At 72.9% G+C, this 16,687-nt stretch carries 12 protein-coding genes; 1 reads left to right on the forward strand and 11 read right to left on the reverse strand.

Features of this window, described 5'->3' with window-relative positions; translation table 11 throughout:
- Positions 1-10: 10 nt before the first annotated feature.
- From cmdF to V6V16_RS10135, 8 genes are all read right to left on the reverse strand, one after another.
- Positions 11-1,630: a tyrosine 2,3-aminomutase gene (gene cmdF / locus V6V16_RS10100; RefSeq protein WP_334561616.1), complete on the reverse strand. Its 1,620-nt coding sequence runs from the start codon at positions 1,628-1,630 to the stop codon at positions 11-13.
- A gap of 695 nt (positions 1,631-2,325) precedes the next feature.
- Positions 2,326-3,543, reverse strand: coding sequence for a cytochrome P450 family protein (locus V6V16_RS10105; RefSeq protein WP_334561617.1), 1,218 nt, complete (start codon positions 3,541-3,543; stop codon positions 2,326-2,328).
- 288 nt (positions 3,544-3,831) lie between these two features.
- Complete coding sequence (locus V6V16_RS10110; RefSeq protein ID WP_334561618.1) at positions 3,832-5,955, reverse strand: alpha-glucuronidase; 2,124 nt, start codon at positions 5,953-5,955, stop codon at positions 3,832-3,834.
- Positions 5,952-6,641, reverse strand: a complete 690-nt coding sequence (locus V6V16_RS10115) for a hypothetical protein (RefSeq protein ID WP_334561620.1) — start codon at positions 6,639-6,641, stop codon at positions 5,952-5,954. The genes V6V16_RS10110 and V6V16_RS10115 overlap by 4 nt, the downstream gene beginning before the upstream one ends.
- Entirely contained in the window at positions 6,638-8,179 is a 1,542-nt protein-coding gene (locus V6V16_RS10120; protein WP_334561622.1) for a GH39 family glycosyl hydrolase, read from the reverse strand. The genes V6V16_RS10115 and V6V16_RS10120 overlap by 4 nt, the downstream gene beginning before the upstream one ends.
- Before the next feature lie 75 nt (positions 8,180-8,254).
- The gene (locus tag V6V16_RS10125) at positions 8,255-9,889 is read right to left on the reverse strand and encodes an ABC transporter substrate-binding protein (protein WP_334561623.1); all 1,635 of its coding nucleotides are present in this window, start codon (positions 9,887-9,889) and stop codon (positions 8,255-8,257) included.
- A gap of 61 nt (positions 9,890-9,950) precedes the next feature.
- Positions 9,951-10,874, reverse strand: coding sequence for a carbohydrate ABC transporter permease (locus V6V16_RS10130; protein WP_334561624.1), 924 nt, complete (start codon positions 10,872-10,874; stop codon positions 9,951-9,953).
- Entirely contained in the window at positions 10,871-11,860 is a 990-nt protein-coding gene (locus V6V16_RS10135) for an ABC transporter permease (RefSeq protein ID WP_334561625.1), read from the reverse strand. Before V6V16_RS10135 ends, V6V16_RS10130 begins: the two co-directional genes overlap by 4 nt.
- A gap of 326 nt (positions 11,861-12,186) precedes the next feature.
- Between V6V16_RS10135 and V6V16_RS10140 the strand changes: the two genes are divergently transcribed.
- Positions 12,187-13,197, forward strand: coding sequence for an acetylxylan esterase (locus V6V16_RS10140; RefSeq protein WP_334561626.1), 1,011 nt, complete (start codon positions 12,187-12,189; stop codon positions 13,195-13,197).
- 35 nt (positions 13,198-13,232) lie between these two features.
- Here V6V16_RS10140 and V6V16_RS10145 read toward each other — a convergent pair whose 3' ends face one another.
- From V6V16_RS10145 to V6V16_RS10155, 3 genes are all read right to left on the reverse strand, one after another.
- Positions 13,233-13,640 carry a RidA family protein gene (locus V6V16_RS10145; RefSeq protein ID WP_334561627.1) on the reverse strand — a complete coding sequence of 136 codons (408 nt, stop codon included), beginning with the start codon at positions 13,638-13,640 and terminating at the stop codon, positions 13,233-13,235.
- Between the two features lie 146 nt (positions 13,641-13,786).
- On the reverse strand, positions 13,787-15,916 hold the full coding sequence (locus V6V16_RS10150; protein ID WP_334561628.1) for a cellulase family glycosylhydrolase: 2,130 nt from the start codon (positions 15,914-15,916) through the stop codon (positions 13,787-13,789).
- Positions 15,917-16,141: 225 nt separating this feature from the next.
- Positions 16,142-16,648 carry a hypothetical protein gene (locus tag V6V16_RS10155; protein ID WP_334561629.1) on the reverse strand — a complete coding sequence of 169 codons (507 nt, stop codon included), beginning with the start codon at positions 16,646-16,648 and terminating at the stop codon, positions 16,142-16,144.
- Between the last annotated feature and the right edge of the window lie 39 nt (positions 16,649-16,687).

Consider the following 16,687-nt stretch of genomic DNA (forward strand, 5'->3'; position numbering starts at 1 on the left):
GGATCCCTCCTCAGTTGAGTTCGACGCCGGCGTCGAGCAGAGCGTTCAGCAGCGTGCCGCGTTCGAGCTCGGCGGCGACCAGTTCGAGGTCGTCGGCCATGTAGCGGTCGTCGTCGAGGGTGGGCACCAGCGACCGGACGGTGTCGTAGACGACCCGGGCGCCCGGGCTGAGGCCGTCGAGGCGCCCGGAGATGTCCACCGCCTGCGCGGCGGCCAGGAACTCCAGCGCGAGGATGATGTTGTTGTTGCGCAGCACCCGGCGGGCGTTGCGGGCGGCGATCAGGCCCATGCTGACGACGTCCTGGTTGTCGCCGTTGGAGGGCACGCTCTGGGTGCTGGCCGGGGCGATCGTGCGGTGCTCGGCGATCAGCGCGGTGGCCGGGTACTGGGCGCCGGCGAAGCCGCTGTGCAGGCCGGGCTCGCCCTTGACCAGGAACTCCGGCAGGCCGTAGCTGAGGTGCCGGTTCAGCAGCCGGTTGCTGCGCCGCTCGGAGAGCACGCCGAGCTGGGTGAGCGCGATGGTCAGGAAGTCCATCACGAAGGCGACCGGCTGGCCGTGGAAGTTGGCGCCGTGGAAGATCTCGCGGTCGGTGAAGAACAACGGGTTGTCGTTGGCGGAGTTGAGCTCGATCTCGAGCTTGAGCTGGGCGTGGCTGAGGGTGTCGCGGACCGCGCCGATCACCTGCGGGATGGCCCGCAGCGAGTACGCCTTCTGCAGGTAGACGTCGGTGCGGTGCACCCCGGAGCCGTTGCCGTTGGCGTTCTCCTTGCTGGCCGCCACCTGCCTGCGCAGGTCCGCGTGCTCCACGGTGAGCCGGCTGCCGTTCATCAGCGCGCGCATGTTCGCGGCGCTGGCGATCTGCCCGGCGTGCGGACGGGCGATGTCGTGGCCCTCCGGCTGGAACGGGCTCATCGAGCCCTGCAGCGTCTCGACGACCAGCGCCGCGGCGATCTCGGCGTGCCGGGCCTGGCCCAGGGCGTGCGAGGCCACCAGGGCACCGACGCCGGTCATCGCCGAGGTGCCGTTGATCAGGGCGAGTCCCTCCTTGAAGCGCAGCCGCAGCGGCTCGATGCCCATCGAGCGCAGCACGGGGCCGGTCGGCACCTTCTTGCCGTCACGCAGCAGGTAGCCCTCGCCGATCAGCGTGCTGGCGATGTGCGCCAGGGGGGCGAGGTCACCGCTGGCGCCCAGCGACCCGATCTCGGGCACGGCCGGGGTGAGGCCCTCGTTGAGGTAGAGGGCGAGCCGCTCCAGCACCAGCGGGCGAACGGCCGAGTGCCCCTTGGCCAGGGCGTTCAGCCGGGCGACGACCACCGCCCGGGCCTCGGGCTCACTGAACAGGGGGCCGACGCCGGCGCTGTGGCTGCGTACCAGGTTGGTCTGCAGCTCGGTCTCCTTGGCGGTGTCGACCAGCATGTAGATCATCTCGCCGTAGCCGGTGGTCACCCCGTAGACGGGAATGTTCTGCCGGACGGTCTCCTCGAACTGCGCCCGGCTCGCGGCGGCGCGTTCCAGCACCTGCGGGCCGAGCGAGACCCGCGCGCTGTCCTCGGCGACCCGACGCACATCCGGCACGCCGAGCGTCTCGCCATCGACATCGACACGGACATCGCTTCCGACCATGGTCATTTCCGCTCCCGGGGGGTGGTGTTTCCAACAGGGCCGCGGCGTGCGGCGTGGGTACGCGTCGATTCTCATCACCGCCGGGTCACCCCCCGCACCTTCGTGATTGCCCACCGTCCGGCGCGGCCGACGGTCGCGCACGACAGGAGAGGTCCCACCCGGACGGGCGCTCGGCTTCGCGGCCCGGTCCACGTCCCGGCGGTGGAGGGCGGGCACGCGGCCGGGGTCCGTTACGCCCCCCGGACGGGCCACCACGTCGTCGCGCTGCTCGTACCGTCCGATGCGCGCGCAGCTCAGGCCGCGCCGGGGAGCTGGGCACGACCGCCGCGTCGGGAAGCTGGGCACGACCGCCGCGGCGTGCGCCGCGCGGGCCGGTACCGGGGGGGTGCCGTGGGGCGCGGGGCCGGAGCACGCGCGTCACCGCAGGGGGACCGCGCCGCGGGCGCCTGGAGACGTGCTACGGCGGGCCGGCCGGGCGGCCGGAGACGATCGCGGGCCTGTTCGGGTCCAGCACGCCGCCGCTCAGCGACGCCCGTACCCCCGACCGTCTCGTCCGGGCCGCGTCCGGCGGCCACCGGGGCGGCGGGTGGCCCGCGCCACGGCGCGCAGAACTCGGACGGTACGCGGGCCGCCCCGCCGCGGGCGGGGGCCGGCGGCGCGACCCACCGCCGCCGGCCCTCGACGCTCAGGACCGCCGGCGCCTAGGTCAGCCGGACCGGAAGCGCCTCGCGGCCGTTCATGATGAACGTGCCCTGCGACGTGAGCTGCTCTGGCGCCACGCCGAGACGCAGGCCGGGGAAGCGCAGGAAGAGCGACTCCAGGGCGATGCGGGCCTCCAGGCGCGCCAGCGTCGGGCCGACGCAGCGGTGCGCGCCGTGTCCGAACGCCACGTGCCGCTTGTCCGCCCGGCGGGCGTCGTACTCGCCGGCGTCGGCGCCGTGCAGCTCCGGATCGCGGCCCGTCGCCGCGAAGCTGACCACGACCGGGTCGCCCCGCCGCACCCGGACGTCGTCGACGGTCACGTCCTCCACCGCGAAGCGGAACGGCAGGTGCGCCACCGGGGCGTCCGCCCGCAGCGTCTCCTCGACCACGTCGTCCCAGGAGATCGTCCCGTCCCGCAGCAGGTCGCGCTGGTCGGGCCGGGTCAGCAGCGCCGCGGCGGCGTTGGTGATGAGGTTCTTGGCCGGCTCCGTGCCCGTGTTCAGCAGCAGCAGCACCATGCTCACCAGTTCCGCGTCCGCCTCGGCGCCCTCGTCCGCCTGCGCCGAGATCAGGTCACTGATCATGTCGTCGCCGGGCTCGCGGCGCTTCGCCGCCACCACGGCCGCGACGTTGCCGCGTACGCGGGCGAACGCCGCCGCCATCTCCTGCGGGCTCGCCTGCACGTAGCCCGCGCCGGCGAGGATGCCGTCCTGGTCGGCCGGGGGCAGGCCGAGCAGCTCCGCCATCACCTGGGACGCCACCGGATGGCCGTACCAGGCCTTCAGGTCGACGAGCCCGTCCGGCTCCCCCGCCGCCCGCGCCGCGAGGTCGTCGAGGGCCCGCGTGACGAGGCGTACGATGCGCGGCTGCATGGCCGCCACGCGGTGGGCGGTGAAGGCGCCCGCGACGAGACGGCGCTGGCGCGCGTGCGGCTCCCCGTGGGCGGTCGACATGTTCTCCATCCGGGCCCAGACGATCAGCGGGGAGTCGGCGTCGACGGTGCCCTCGACGTACGCGGGCCAGTGTTGGCGGGCGTCCTTGGAGAACCGCTCGTCCGCCAGTACGCGCCGGGCGGTCTGGTAGCCCGTCACCGACCAGGCCGCCACTCCGCCGGGCAGTTCGACCCGGGCGATGGGCCCGCGCTCACGGATGCGGGCCGCCTCGCCGTGAATGTCCCGGCCGGTGCCGTCGATGACAATGGGCGGGTCTCTGTCCATGACGTCTCCAAACGTGTCGCGGTGTGGTGGAGCGGTGCCTCGACGAGGTCCGCCCGGGCCCCGCCGGACACCACCACGGCCTGCTGCTCCGGCGCCGCCCGCTCCCCCACACCTCGTCCACACGAGCTGACTCCATGGTGGAGACCGCCGGCCGTCGCGGGCCACTTCGACGGTGCGCTCTGCGGCGGCGACCCGACGGGCAGGCGTCAGGCGGCGGCGAGCGTGCGGAGCCGCTCGCCGCCGGGGGGCGGCCGGGCGGGCACGGCGCCGGCCGGGTCGGCGGCACCGTCAGTGGATGCGGCGTCCCCGCGCGTCCGGCACCCCCGACTTGCGGAAGAAGTAGCTGTTGAGCTGATCCCGCCACTGCGTGGCGCTGCGCAGCTGCTCGTCGAGGAGTTCACCGACCCGGTCGTGCAGGGCCGGGTCGACCAGGCCGGCGAGCGACCGCCACCGCCGGCGCATCAGGGCCACCTCCCGCACCCCCGCGAAGTGGGTGTCGTAGATGTGCTGGATGACGGTGGACCCGCTGTGCAGCACGTGCCCGTAGGGAACGTGGTGGAAGAAGAGCAGCAGCTCGTCCGGGCACCGCTCGCGCGACTCGTACACCTCCGCCCAGGGCCGCGGGTACTGGCCGGTGAAGCCGGTGCCCGACGCGCGGGTACGGTCCACGCCGACGCCGTCCCGGTCGGCGAAGTGGTAGGTGCCCCAGGGCGTGTACTCGTACCCGTCGACGTCCGGGCCGTAGTGGTGCCCGGGGCGGACCATGAAGCCCACGCCCAGTGGGGCGGTGTACCGCTCGTAGGTGCGCCAGGAGTCGTCGAGGATGGCGTGCAGCGTCTCGCGTACCCGCTCGGGGGCCTCGGTCGTCGGGGGCGGGAAGGTCAGCCCGATCCACTCGTCGAGGACCGCGCGGGGGTCCAGGCGGGGGTCCCAGGCCAGCCGGCCGAAGGCGTAGAGGTTCGCCTGGGCCAGGGGGTGCCCGGTCCAGAAGAAGTCGTCGCCCACGTTGGAGACGCCGACCAGGCCGCCGCCCTCCCCCGCCTCGCCGGCGACCACGTCGGCGACCGTCCTGCCGGCGGGGCCCCACGGCGCGAACCGCAGCACCTCGCTCCACCAGGGGGCCAGGTGGCAGACGTGCCGCTGCTGGCCGGTGTACTCCTGTGTCACCTGCAACTCCACCGCCAGCCGGGTCGCCGGCATCGCGGCGAGCACCGGGGAGACCGGCTCGCGCACCTGGAAGTCCATCGGGCCGAACTTCACCTGGAGGACGACGTTGTCCCGGAACCGCCCGTCGAGCGGGGCGAAGTGGTCGTACGCGGCCCGGGCCCGGTCCGTGGAGCGGTCCCGCCAGTCCTGACGGTGGTCGTAGACGAAGGCCCGCCAGTGCACCTCTCCCCCGTGCGGGGCGAGGACCCCGGCGAGCAGGTTCGCCCCGTCGGCGTGGCCGCGCCCGTACGTGAACGGGCCGGGTTGTCCCTCGGAGTCGGCCTTCACCACGTAGCCGCCGAAGTCCGGGATGCGCTCGTACACCCGCCGGGTGACGGCGGTCCACCAGAGCCGCACCGTCTCGTCCAGCGGGTCGGCCGTCGGCAGGCCGGCGAGCACCACGGGGGCCGCGAACGTGACCGACAGGTGCACCCGGATGCCGTACGGCCGCAGGGCGTCGGCGATCTCGGCCACGTCGCCGAGCCGGTCGGTGAGCAGCCGGGCCTCGACGGCGTGCACGTTGACATTGTTCACCGAGATCGCGTTCACGCCGCAGGCCGCCAGCAGCCGCCCGTACTCGCGCACCCGGGCGAGGTCGCGGCGCGCGACGCCGGCGCGCCAGAAGATCGAGCCGCCCGCGTAGCCCCGCTCGACCTGCCCCATCACCGGGTGGACGGCCACGTTGTCCCAGTGGTCGAGCATGCGCCGGCGCAGTGCCGGCCGGTGCCGGCGCGCGCGGCGGGGGCCGGCGAAGGCCGCCGCGCCGAGACGGACCACGTGGAACAGGCCGTGCAGCAGGCCGGCCGGGGCGTCTGCCAGCACCACGGTCACCCCGCCCGTGCGGGCCAGCAGGAACCCCTCGTCGCCGAGCGCCTCGTCGCCCGCCGGCGCTGTCGCCGTCGCCGTCCGCGTCGCCTCCGCCGCCGGGTTGGGCAGCGGGCCGGCGCCGCGCAGCGCGAGCACCAGGTCGACGTCGACGTCCCAGGACGGGGTGTGCCACATCCGCCCGCCGTAGCGGGTGCAGGCCCGGCGGACCTCGTCGAGGACCGTGTCGACGAGCAGGCCCTCGCCGTGCACCAGGACACGGCGCGCGCCGACGTCCCGGAACGCCTCCGGCGGCAGCCAGGCGGCGTGCGCGGGCGGCTGGCCCGGGCGCGCGGGCGTCGCGGTCGCCGGCACCGCCCCGGCATCGGGAGGCCGGCTCACGCGGTGAACTCCTTGCGGATCCGCTCGGTCATCGGGTCGCTGATCCGCAGGAACGCCAGGACGAAGAGCGCCCCCGACATCGCCAGCACCGCCTCGGAGAAGACCGCGGTGACCCCGGCCGCCGCGGCGAGCAGGGCGAGGTTGCCGAGGGTGACGCCCCGGGCGCGGACCAGGAAGTACAGGGCCAGCCGGGCCACGTCGCGGGTCCGGAAGGTGAACAGGGAGGTGACCACCAGGGCGTTGGCCGCGCAGAGCGCCACCGCCACCGCGACGAGCAGCAGCAGCGCCGCCCACCAGGGCGGGACGGCCGCGGCGGCCAGGTGGGCGAGGTTCACCGCGACGACGGTCAACCAGAGCAGCGCCGGCACCCAGACCCGCAGCGCGCCCGGCAGGTTGTCGCGGTAGCCCCGCCGGAACAGGGCGGCCGGGCGCAGGTCCGTCGGGTCCGGGCGCTGGTGGCGCAGGGCGTAGAGCGCGGCGGAGACCGCCGGCCCGACGGGGACCAGGCAGGCCGCGGCCAGCGGCAGGTTGCTGGCGTCGCGGTCGAGCAGGAGGAGCGGGAGCAGGCCGGGCAGGGTGGTGAGCAGGAGCAGCAGCTCGACGACCAGCAGGGTGTGCACGAGCGCGGTGAACCGGCCGAGGGGCCCGTCGCCGAACTGCCGCCCGCTCCGCGTCGCGTCGCTCACGGCCGCTGCTCCGGGTCGGCACCGGCCGGCCGGCCGAGCAGCCGGCCGCCGTCCCACCAGGGCGGGGTCTCGTCGCGTACGGGCGTGATCTCGACGAGGGTGACCTCGTGCCGGGCGAGGGTGAGATCGACGTCGACCCGTCCGGCGGTGACCGGCAGGGCGCGGTGGGTGCGGGCCGGTTCGGCGGCCTCGCGGAGCGCGTCGAGCTGCCGGGGCAGGGGCGAGCGCGGGCGGCCCATCTCGCCCCAGGCCGCCCAGGCGTTGCCGGCCTCCTCGCCGACCGACGAGCGGAGCAGGAACGCCGACGTGACGCCGGGCGGGCCGAGCGGGACCGACAGGGCGAGCGGGTGCCGGTCGGGTGCGGGGGCCCGACCGGTCACGTCCACCGGGGACCAGGCCAGCACTGCGAGCCGGCCGTCGGGGTGCCGGGTGACCAGGTGGTCGGGCCCGCGCGCCAGCACCTCGTCGCCGAGGCGGGCCATGAACGCGTACAGGTGGTAGGTGGGTTTCTTGATCTGCCGGTGGGTGAGCAGCCCGAACCCGCCGTGGAACAGCGCGGTCGGCACGCCCTCCTCCTCGAAGACGTCGCTGAAGGTCCAGTAGGAGAAGGAGTCGACCAGCTCGCCGCCGCCGGCGAGCACGGGGGCGAGGTACGCCGCGTGGAACGCCGTGTCGTGGACCGGGTTGTCCGGCCGGTAGGAGGAGTTGAACTCGGTGACGTGCACGGGCAGCTCCGCCAGCGCGGTGCCCCGCAGGTGCCGGCGGGCCGCGCCGAACTGCGTCAGGAGTTCCGCGGCCGGGGCCAGGGTCTGGTGGGTGCCGAACGGCACGTGCTGGGCGGGCCCGGAGGTGTAGGCGTGCCGGCTGACGAAGTCGACCGGCACGTCGCGGTCGGCCACGAACTCGGCGAAGGGCACCAGCCACTCGTCGGCGCCGGGCGAGATGGCCGGGCCGCCGACCTGTAGCGCGGCGTCTACCTCCTTGACCGCGCGCGCCGACACCTCGTACAGGCGGTGGTACGCCTGCCGGTCGGCGCCCGGCCAGAAGTTCGGCAGGTTTGGTTCGTTCCACACCTCGATCGGCCAGCCCCGCACCTCGGCGAGGCCGTACCGGTCGACCAGGTGGGCCACCGTGGCGCGGACCAGGTCGGCCCACTCCGACCAGGAGGCCGGCGGGGTGACGTTGCCCCGCCACCAGAACACCGTCTGGTCGCCGGAGGCGAGACCCGAGGGCATGAAGCCCAGCTCCACGAAGGGCCGGATGCCGAGGGCGAGGTACGCGTCGATCACCTGGTCCACGTACGTGAAGGCGTGGTGCACCCGGCGGGCGCCCCGGTGCTGGTAGGGGCGGTGCACGCCGACGCCGTCGCTGAACAGCCCGTGGGCGCGCAGGTGCCGGAAGCCGATGTCGCGCTGCACGAGGGCCAGGGAGTCCTGGTAGTCGCGGCGCAGGGCGAGCTCGAACCGGCCGGCGCCGACGCAGGCGCGCCAGGCGTCGGTCAGCCGGCCGGTGGGCTGGTCGTCGACGGTGATGCGCATCGTTCTCCTCCGCTGTCCGGCGCGCCGGTGGCCGCCGGTCCGGCCGGGCCCCGTGTCCCCGGCCGGCCCGGGTGCTCAGCCGTTCTCCTTCTGGAAGCGCTCGTGCGCCTTGTTGACCAGCTCCAGGTAGGCGTCCATGTTCTTGCCCCTCAGCTCGGTGACGTAGGTGTCCCACTCGGTGAGGGGCCGCTGCCCGAGGATGAACTTCAGCGTGTTCTGGGTGACGAAGTCCTTCAGCGGGGTCTCCCAGAGCGACGCCTGTTCCCGTTCGGAGTCGGTGAGCGGGTACGGCGGCGCCACCCCGACCGGCTTGCGCGCGTTCATCGCCCGCTGGAACTCCAGCTCCTCGGGGGAGAAGAAGGACTGCACCAGTTCGAGCTTGCCGCCGTAGGTGAAGACCCCGTTGTAGAAGCCGAAGTCCTTCTGCAGGTGTCTGCCCGCCCTGGGGTTGAGCCCGAGGACGTTGACGTCGGGGACGAGGGCCCGCCTGCCGGAGCCGTCCCTGGTGTAGGTCGTCCCCTCCACGCCCCACCTGGCGAACTCCTGGCCGGCGTCGGAATACCACAGCCAGTCGATGAACTGCATCATGGCGACGAAGTTCCGGCTGTCGCGGGCCTTCTTGGAGATCATGATGCCGCTCTCCAGGCGGCTCGCGGGGTTGATCTCCCCCGCCGGGCCGACCGGCAGCGGGATCTTGACCAGCTTGGCGTTCGGCAGGGTCTTCGCGAGGTCCGGTCGGTTCTCGTTGACCAGGGTCTGCGCGTTGGCGCCGATGACGAACGACTTGCCGTTGGCGAGCTTCTGGCGCGCGGCGTCGTCGGTCTGGGTGAAGCTCTCCGGGTCGAGCAGCCCCTCGGCGACGAGCTTGTGGAGGTACTGGAGCATCTGCCGGTACTGCTCGGTGGCACCGGTGTAGGTGAACCTGCCGGCGGCCGCGTCCCAGGAGGCGTGCTGGTAGCTCCAGCCGGCCTGGGTGCCGAAGGACGCGCCGACGATGTTCAGCAGGTTGCCGCCCGGGGTGGGCTTGGCCCACCGCTCGGAGAGGGGGTACGTGTCCGGGTACCTCGCCTTCATGGCCTTGAGCACCGTGTGCAGCTCGTCCCAGGTCTTCGGGACCGGGAGGCCGAGCTGGTCGAGGACGTCCTGCCGGATCGCCAGCGAGTACTCGTGGGTGGGCTTCTCGTGCACCCCCGGCAGGAGGTAGAACTTGCCGTCGGACTGGCGCAGCGTGTCGATCTCGGGCTGGAGCCGCCACTTGTCGATCTTGTCCTTGAGGTGCGGCATCAGGTCCAGGTAGTCGCTCACCGGAAGGATCGCGCCCGAGGAGACGAACGCGTTCTCGGCCGGGTGGTAGGTCTTCGGGATGATCGGCGGGGCGTCGCCGGCGCCGATCAGCAGGCTGCGCTTCTGTTCGTAGTCGCTCAGCGGCACGGCCACCGGCTCGAGCCGCACGTTGGTCCGCCTGGTCAGCTCCGACCAGAACGGCCACTCGTCCTTGAGCGGATAGAAGGAGTGGTTGTTGTAGAGGATGGGGAAGGAGATCGTCTCGGTGGCCTTGAACTGGTCCCCGACGCCGTACTCGGCCATCGCGCCGGCCCGGTTGCCGGAGAGGTCCTTGCTCTGCGGGGCGTCCTCCGAGCAGGCCGCGAGGCCGAGCATCAGCAGGCCGACGGCGGTGGCCGCCGCGCGGCGGCGCGTTCTGTGGGGCATGGCCGTCCTTTCGGTGGTGGGGTGTGCGGGTACGGGACGGAACCGGGTGCGCGCGGCCGGGCTACCCCTTGACCGCGCCGAGCATCACGCCGGAGACGAAGTACCGCTGGATGAAGGGGTAGACCGCCAGGATCGGCAGGGTGGTGAGCACGATGGTCACCGCCTGGAGGGTGGCCGCGGCCTGGACCGCGTCGGCGTCGGCCACCCCGCCGGCGGACTGGGCGCCGGTGGCGCCCGCGATCAGGTTGCGCAGGTAGACGGTGACCGGGAACATCTCCTGCTGATCCAGGTAGAGGAAGGCGGTGAACCAGGAGTTCCAGAGGGACACCGCGTAGAACAGCACCATCGTGGCGACGACGGCCTTCGAGAGCGGCAGCACGATCCGCAGCAGGATGCCGTACGTGTTCAGGCCGTCGACCGCGGCGGCCTCCTCCAGCTCGACCGGCAGGCCCTCGAAGAACGCCTTCATCACCAGCAGGTTGAACACGTTGATGGCGTTGGGCACGACGACGGCCCAGAGGGAGTTCTTCATCCCCAGGCTGGTGATCAGCACGTAGTTGGGGATCAGCCCGCCGGAGAAGAACATGGTGAACACCGCGACGCCGACGAGCGCGCCGCGCCCGCGCAGCCGCGGCTTCGACAGGACGTACGCGTAGCAGGTGGTCAGGACGATCGAGATGCACGTGCCGACGACGGTGTAGACGACGGTGTTGCGGTAGTTGGTCCAGAACATCGAGTCCGACACGACCAGCTCGTACGCGGTGAGGTCGAACCCGCGCGGGACGAGGTTGACCCGGCCGGCGATGAGGTAGGCCTCGTCGCTGAGCGAGCGGGCCACGATGTTGACGAAGGGGTACAGCGTCACGATCACCACGCCGGTCAGGACGAGCGCGTTGGCCGCCTGGAAGACCCGGCGTCCCCGGGTCGGCCGGATTCCCACCCGCCTGCCGCCGCTCGGCGCGCCGCCACCGGTCCGGGCCGTCACCACAGGCTCGTCCCCACCGTGCGGCGGGAGATGGTGTTCGCCGTCAGGACCAGGACCAGTCCGATCACCGCCTCGAAGAGGCCGATGGCGGCGGCGTAGCTGAAGTTGCTGGACTCGAAGCCCATCCGGTAGAGGTAGGTGGAGAGCACGTCGGCGGTCGGGTACGTCAACGGGTTGTAGAGCAGCAGGATCTTCTCGAACCCGACCGCCATGAACGCGCCGATGTTGAGGATCAGCAGCGTGACCATGGTCGGCCGGATGCCGGGCAGCGTCACGTGCCAGGTCTGGCGCCACCGGCCGGCACCGTCGATCCGGGCCGCCTCGTAAAGGTCGTCGTCGATGCCGGTGAGGGCGGCGAGGTAGAGGATCGTGCCCCAGCCGACGGTCTGCCAGACCTCGGAGGAGACGTAGACCGCCCGGAACCACTCCGGTCGCTGGAGGAACGGCACCGCCTCGCCGCCGAGGCCGCGCACGATCTGGTTCACGGTGCCGTCCACGCTGAGCAGCTGCATGACCATGGCCGCCACGATCACGATCGACAGGAAGTGCGGCAGGTAGGAAACGGACTGCACGAAGCGCTTGAGCCGGCGGACCCGGACCTCGTTGAGCAGCAACGCCAGCACGATCGGCAGCGGGAAGCAGAACAGCAGGGTCAGCGCCCCCAGCACCAGGGTGTTGGTGAAGACCTCCCAGAACGTCGGGTCGGCGAGGAACATCCGGAAGTACCGCAGACCCACCCAGTACTCGCCGAAGACGCTGCCGCCCGGCTCGAACCGACGGAACGCGATGACGTTGCCGGCCATGGGCAGGTAGCGGAAGACCAGGAAGAAGAGCAGCGGCAGGACGGCCAGCGAGTAGAGCTGCCAGTCCCGGCGGACGGCCTGGCGCCAGCTGCGGCGACGACGCGGCGCCGGCCCGGGGGCGGCCGGGGGCGGCGGCGCGCGGCGGGACGCCGGGCGGCTGTCGACGGGCGACCGACCACTCATGCCACACCCCTCTGATCCGGCGGTGCCTCGCGCCCCACGGCGGATCGGGGGCGCGACGCGAGCGCCTTCCGCACCGAAACTTTCGGAAATCCGTGTGGCCCTTTTTCGGCAACCTAGGTGCACCGAAAGGATGTGTCAAGACTGCCAGAACGGCCGCCCGACGCCGTACCGTACGGGGGATCGGGCGTACGCGCCGACCGGCGCGGTGCTCGACTGCACGGCCGGGGACACTGGATGTCCTCGAAACTTTCGGATACGTTTACGACGGCCTCGGCGACGAGATCCCTCCCGCCCGGTCGCCGCCCGGACGACCCCTGCGAGGATCCGTGCCCCTGTTCGACCTCCCCCTGGACCAACTGGAGCGGTACGCGCCCGCCGTCGCCGAGCCCGCCGACTTCGACGAGTTCTGGCGGGTCACCCTCGCCGAGGCAGCCGCCCGGCCGGTGCTCGTCGACGTCCGGCCGGAGCGGACGGGCCTGCGCCTGGTCGACTCGTGGGACGTCACGTTCGCCGGTTTCGGCGGCGACCCGGTGCGGGCCTGGTACACCCGCCCCGCGGGCGTCGACGCGCCGCTGCCCACGGTGGTCGAGTACGTCGGCTACGGGCGCGGGCGGGGCCTGCCGCACGAGCGGCTGACGTGGCCGGTCGCCGGGTACGCCCACCTGCTGATGGACAACCGGGGGCAGGCCGGGCAGTACGGCGGCGGCGACACCCCGGACCCGCACGGCGCGCCCGGCGGGCCGTGCGTCGTGACCCGGGGAATCCTGGCGCCGGGCGACTACTACTACCGCCGGCTGATCACCGACGCGGTCCGCGCGGTCGACGCGGCCCGCGCCCTGCCGGGGGCCGACGCCTCCCGGGTCGCCGTGGCGGGCAACAGCCAGGGCGGCGGACTCGCCCTGGCGGTGGCCGGCCTCGTCGGCGACCTCGCGGCGGTGCTGGTCACCGCCCCGTTCCTCTGCCACATCGAGCGGGCCGTCGAGCTCACCGACGCCTCGCCGTACGGCGAGATCGTCCGGTACCTCGCGGTGCAGCGGGAGGCGGCGCAGGCGGTGCGGCGCACGCTGTCCTACGTCGACGGGGTCAGCTTCGCCCGCCGGGCGGACGCGCCCGCGCACTTCGGCGTCGGGCTGCGCGACACCGTGTGCCCGCCGAGCACCGCCTTCGCCGCCTACAACCAGTACGGCGCCGGGTCGGGCCGGCGGAGCGCGGCGCGCCGGGAGCTGCACGCGTACCCGTTCAACGGCCACGAGGGCGGGGAGGCCACCCACGCCCGGCGTCAGCTGCGCTGGCTCGGCTCGCTGCTGGGCGTCGCCGGCACGGCGGCGGCCGACTGAGCGGGCCGGCCGGCCACCGCCGGGCGGACGCGGCCCTACGGCAGGACGGCGACGGCCTCGACCTCGATGAGCAGGTCCGGCTCGCCGAGGGCCGCCACCCCCAGCAGGGTGACCGGCTTGACGGGGTCGACACCGAGCCGCGCGGCGGCCCGCCCGACGCCCTCCCCGAGCGCCGCCATCTTCTCCGCGCTCCAGTCGACGACGTAGACGGTCAGCTTCGCCACGTCGTCGAAGCTGCCGCCCACCGCCGCCAGCGCCGTCGCCACGTTGAGGTAGGCCTGCTCGGTCTGCGCCGCCAGGTCGCCGGCGCCGACCGGCTCGCCCGTCTCGGTGCGGGCCACCTGGCCGGCGAGGAACACCATCCGCGAGCCGGAGGCCACGGCCACCTGCCGATACATCTCGGGCTTCGGCAGCCCGTCGGGGTTCAACAGCTCGATGGGCACGGAACCTCCTGTCGGGATCGCCCCGGGTGCGGGGCGGCGATGGTCCTGCCCATGCATACCATCGCGGCCCGACATTCCGGCCCGACCGCCCGGGGCGACGGGCCGCGACCGGCTGGCGGTCGCGGCCCGTCGCACACCGGTTCGGGTCAGCCCACCCTCGCGGCGCTGGCCGCGACGCCGGTGACGCCGCTGCCCGTCCTGGTGACGTGGTACGTGACGGTCGCGCCGCTCCAGAAGTGGAAGGTGAGGGTCACCCGGGCGCCCTCGTCGACCGCCGCGAAGAAGGCCTCCCGCAACGTGATCCGGTTGCCGGCGTAGTCGGGGGCGAAGGCGACGTCGAACTCCTTGAACGACGTCCAGTCGTGCGGGCCGGCGTTGCGGCCGTCGGCGTACCTCGCCTCCATCGTGGCGAGCTGGTCGCCGCGGAACTGGGTCGGGACGGCGAACGAGGTGGTGGTGCCGGTGGCGCTCGACAGCACCGGCGGGTCGTACGTGAGCACGTCGATCCGCCACGGCACCCCGGCGGAGAACCGCGCGTGCAGGGTGGCGTTCACCCCGTACGCCCGGTTGCCGACCAGCCGGGTCAGCGCGCTCGCGGTGAGCGTGAGCTGGTCGCCCGACACGGTGTAGTCGGTGCCCCGCACCAGGGCGGTGCCGCCCTGGTACAGCCCCTGGAAGCTGGTCCCGTTCGGGTTCAGCGTCAGCGACTTCGCGGTGACCGATCCGGTACGCGGCACGTACACCTGGTCGGACGAGGCCGTGCCGGAGCGGGTGGTCCAGCTCGACCTGATCTGCGCGAACAGCTCCGCGTCCTTCCACCGGAAGGTGGTCCGGTCGAGGTGCTGCCCGTTGTCCCAGAGCTGGGTGGTGATCTTCCTGGTCCGCGCGTACCAGCCGAGGAACTCGAAGAACTTGAGCTTCTCGCCCTGCTGGATGGTGCCGGTGTGCCGGTCGAAGCCGAGTAGGCCGTACTCGCCGATGACCACCGGGATGCCCTTGGCGACGAAGGCGTTGTGCACCCGGTCGAAGGCGTCGGTGAGGTCCTTCTGGGTGGTCGCGTCGAACCGGGTGCCCCCGGCGACGTTCACGCTGAACGGCCAGTAGCCGTAGAAGTGCACCGTGGCGATCAGGTTGCGGTCGTTGAGCTGGGTGAAGGTGCTCGCCAGCTCGTCGACGCGGGGCTGCTCCGACGAGGTGTGCAGGGTCGGCAGGACGAGCATCCGGGTGGCGTTGTTGCCGCCGGAGGCCCGCACGATCCGGTGGAAGGACGTGTTGAGCTCGTGCAGCAGCTGCGCGTTCTGGGCGTCGCCGGAGCTGTTGGCGAACTGCGGTTCGTTGACGCTCTCGAAGTGCAGCTTCGGCGAGGCGTCCCGGAACGCGGCCGCGATCTGGGTCCAGAGCGCGTTGTAGCGGTTGAGGACGGTGGCGCGGTTGGTCGGCATCTCGTGGATCCACTGCCACGAGTCGTGGTGCAGGTTGATCATGACGTAGAAGCCGTCGGCCAGGGCCCAGCCGACCACCTCCTTGATCCGGTTCAGCCACGCCGGGTCGATCGTGTACGCCGGCGCGGGCCCGTGGTGGTTGCTCCAGGTGACCGGGATCCGGATGCTGTTGAAGCCCTGCGCGCGGACGGCGTCCAGCTGCGCCTCGGTGACCCGCGGGTTGCCCCAGGCCGTCTCGTCGCTGCCGACCGCGTCGAAGCTGTTGCCGAGGTTCCAGCCGGGCTGCATGGCCGCCACGTAGGCCAGCGGGTCGCCGGTCGGCGGCGGGGTGGTCGGCGGGGCGGTGGTCGGCGGCGCGGTGGTCGGCGGCGCGGTGGTCGGCGGCGCGGTGGTGGGGCCGACACCGCCGGTGCAGGCGACCCCGTTGAGGGCGAACGACGTGGGGGCGGTGTTGGCGCCCGACCACGAGCCGTTGAAGCCGAACGACACCGTGCCGTTGGTGCCGATGGCGGCGTTGTAGCCGACGTCGGTGGCGGTCGCGTCGGCGCCGAGCGACGTGACGTTGGCGTTCCACGCCGAGGTCACCCGCTGGCCGGTGGGGAACGTCCAGGTCAGGCGCCAGCCGTTGACCGGGTCGCCGAGGTTCGTCACGGCCACGTTGGCGGTGAAGCCGCCCGGCCACTGGTTGGCCGAGTACGCCACCCGGCAGCCGGCCGCCGCGTGCGCGCTCACGGCCACCGTCATGCCGAGGCTCACCAGGAGCATCGTGAGGGCGCTGGTGAACAGCCCCAGCCGCCATCGGGTACTTCTCGTCGTGCCTTGTCTTGCGGCCATGACGCTCCTCGCCTGGTAATCCGCTGGGACGGGGTCGCGGCGGGCGCCACCGCGAACGCGCCGGCACCGGTCGCGTCCGCAGATTAAGTTTAGAATCCAAACTTTGTCAATCGGTGTCTCTCGATGCTGAGCCGTCCCGGGCCCGCCTCGCCACGCCGGCCCCGTCGCCGTCCGGGTCCGCCCCCGGGCACGGGGCGGCGGCGTCGCGCCGCCCCGCGTGGCGGGTCACGGGTTGCGGCGGTAGACCTCGACGTACGCCGCGGCGCGGTACTGCTGCTTCACGTCCTCGGCCAGGACGCCCTTCCACAGCGGGCCGGTGCCGGTCTTCGAGCTGACCTTCGTCTGCGCCTGGTTCAGCGCGCCGGTGGGCAGGGTCACCGGCTCCTCCACCACCGCCGAGTGGTACGCGTCCGTGGCCCCCAGCCACCAGACCAGGACGTCCCGGGACCGGACGCCCCGGGCGACGTCGACGCGCCCGAGGGCCTGGTACTCGTCGGCCAGCACCCGGGGCAGGAAGCCGCCCCACACGGTGTACATGTGCGCGCCGAAGGTGCCCAGGGCGTAGCCGTGGCAGAAGAAGCGCTGGTCGCCGGTGACGCCGGGGCCGGGGCGCCACGCCTCCACGCGGTTGCCGAGGTCGGTGCGCACGGAGAGGTTCATCCCGCTGACGTTGTTCGCCAACGCGTTCTGGTTGAGGATCTGGTCGCCACTGGTCAGGTCGAACGGCTGCATGGGGCTCCCTCGGGCGTGCGCGGATGTGAGTGCGCCTCG

It is taken from the genome of Micromonospora sp. CPCC 205561 (genome assembly GCF_036906775.1).
In the GTDB taxonomy this organism is placed as follows: Bacteria; Actinomycetota; Actinomycetes; order Mycobacteriales; family Micromonosporaceae; genus Micromonospora.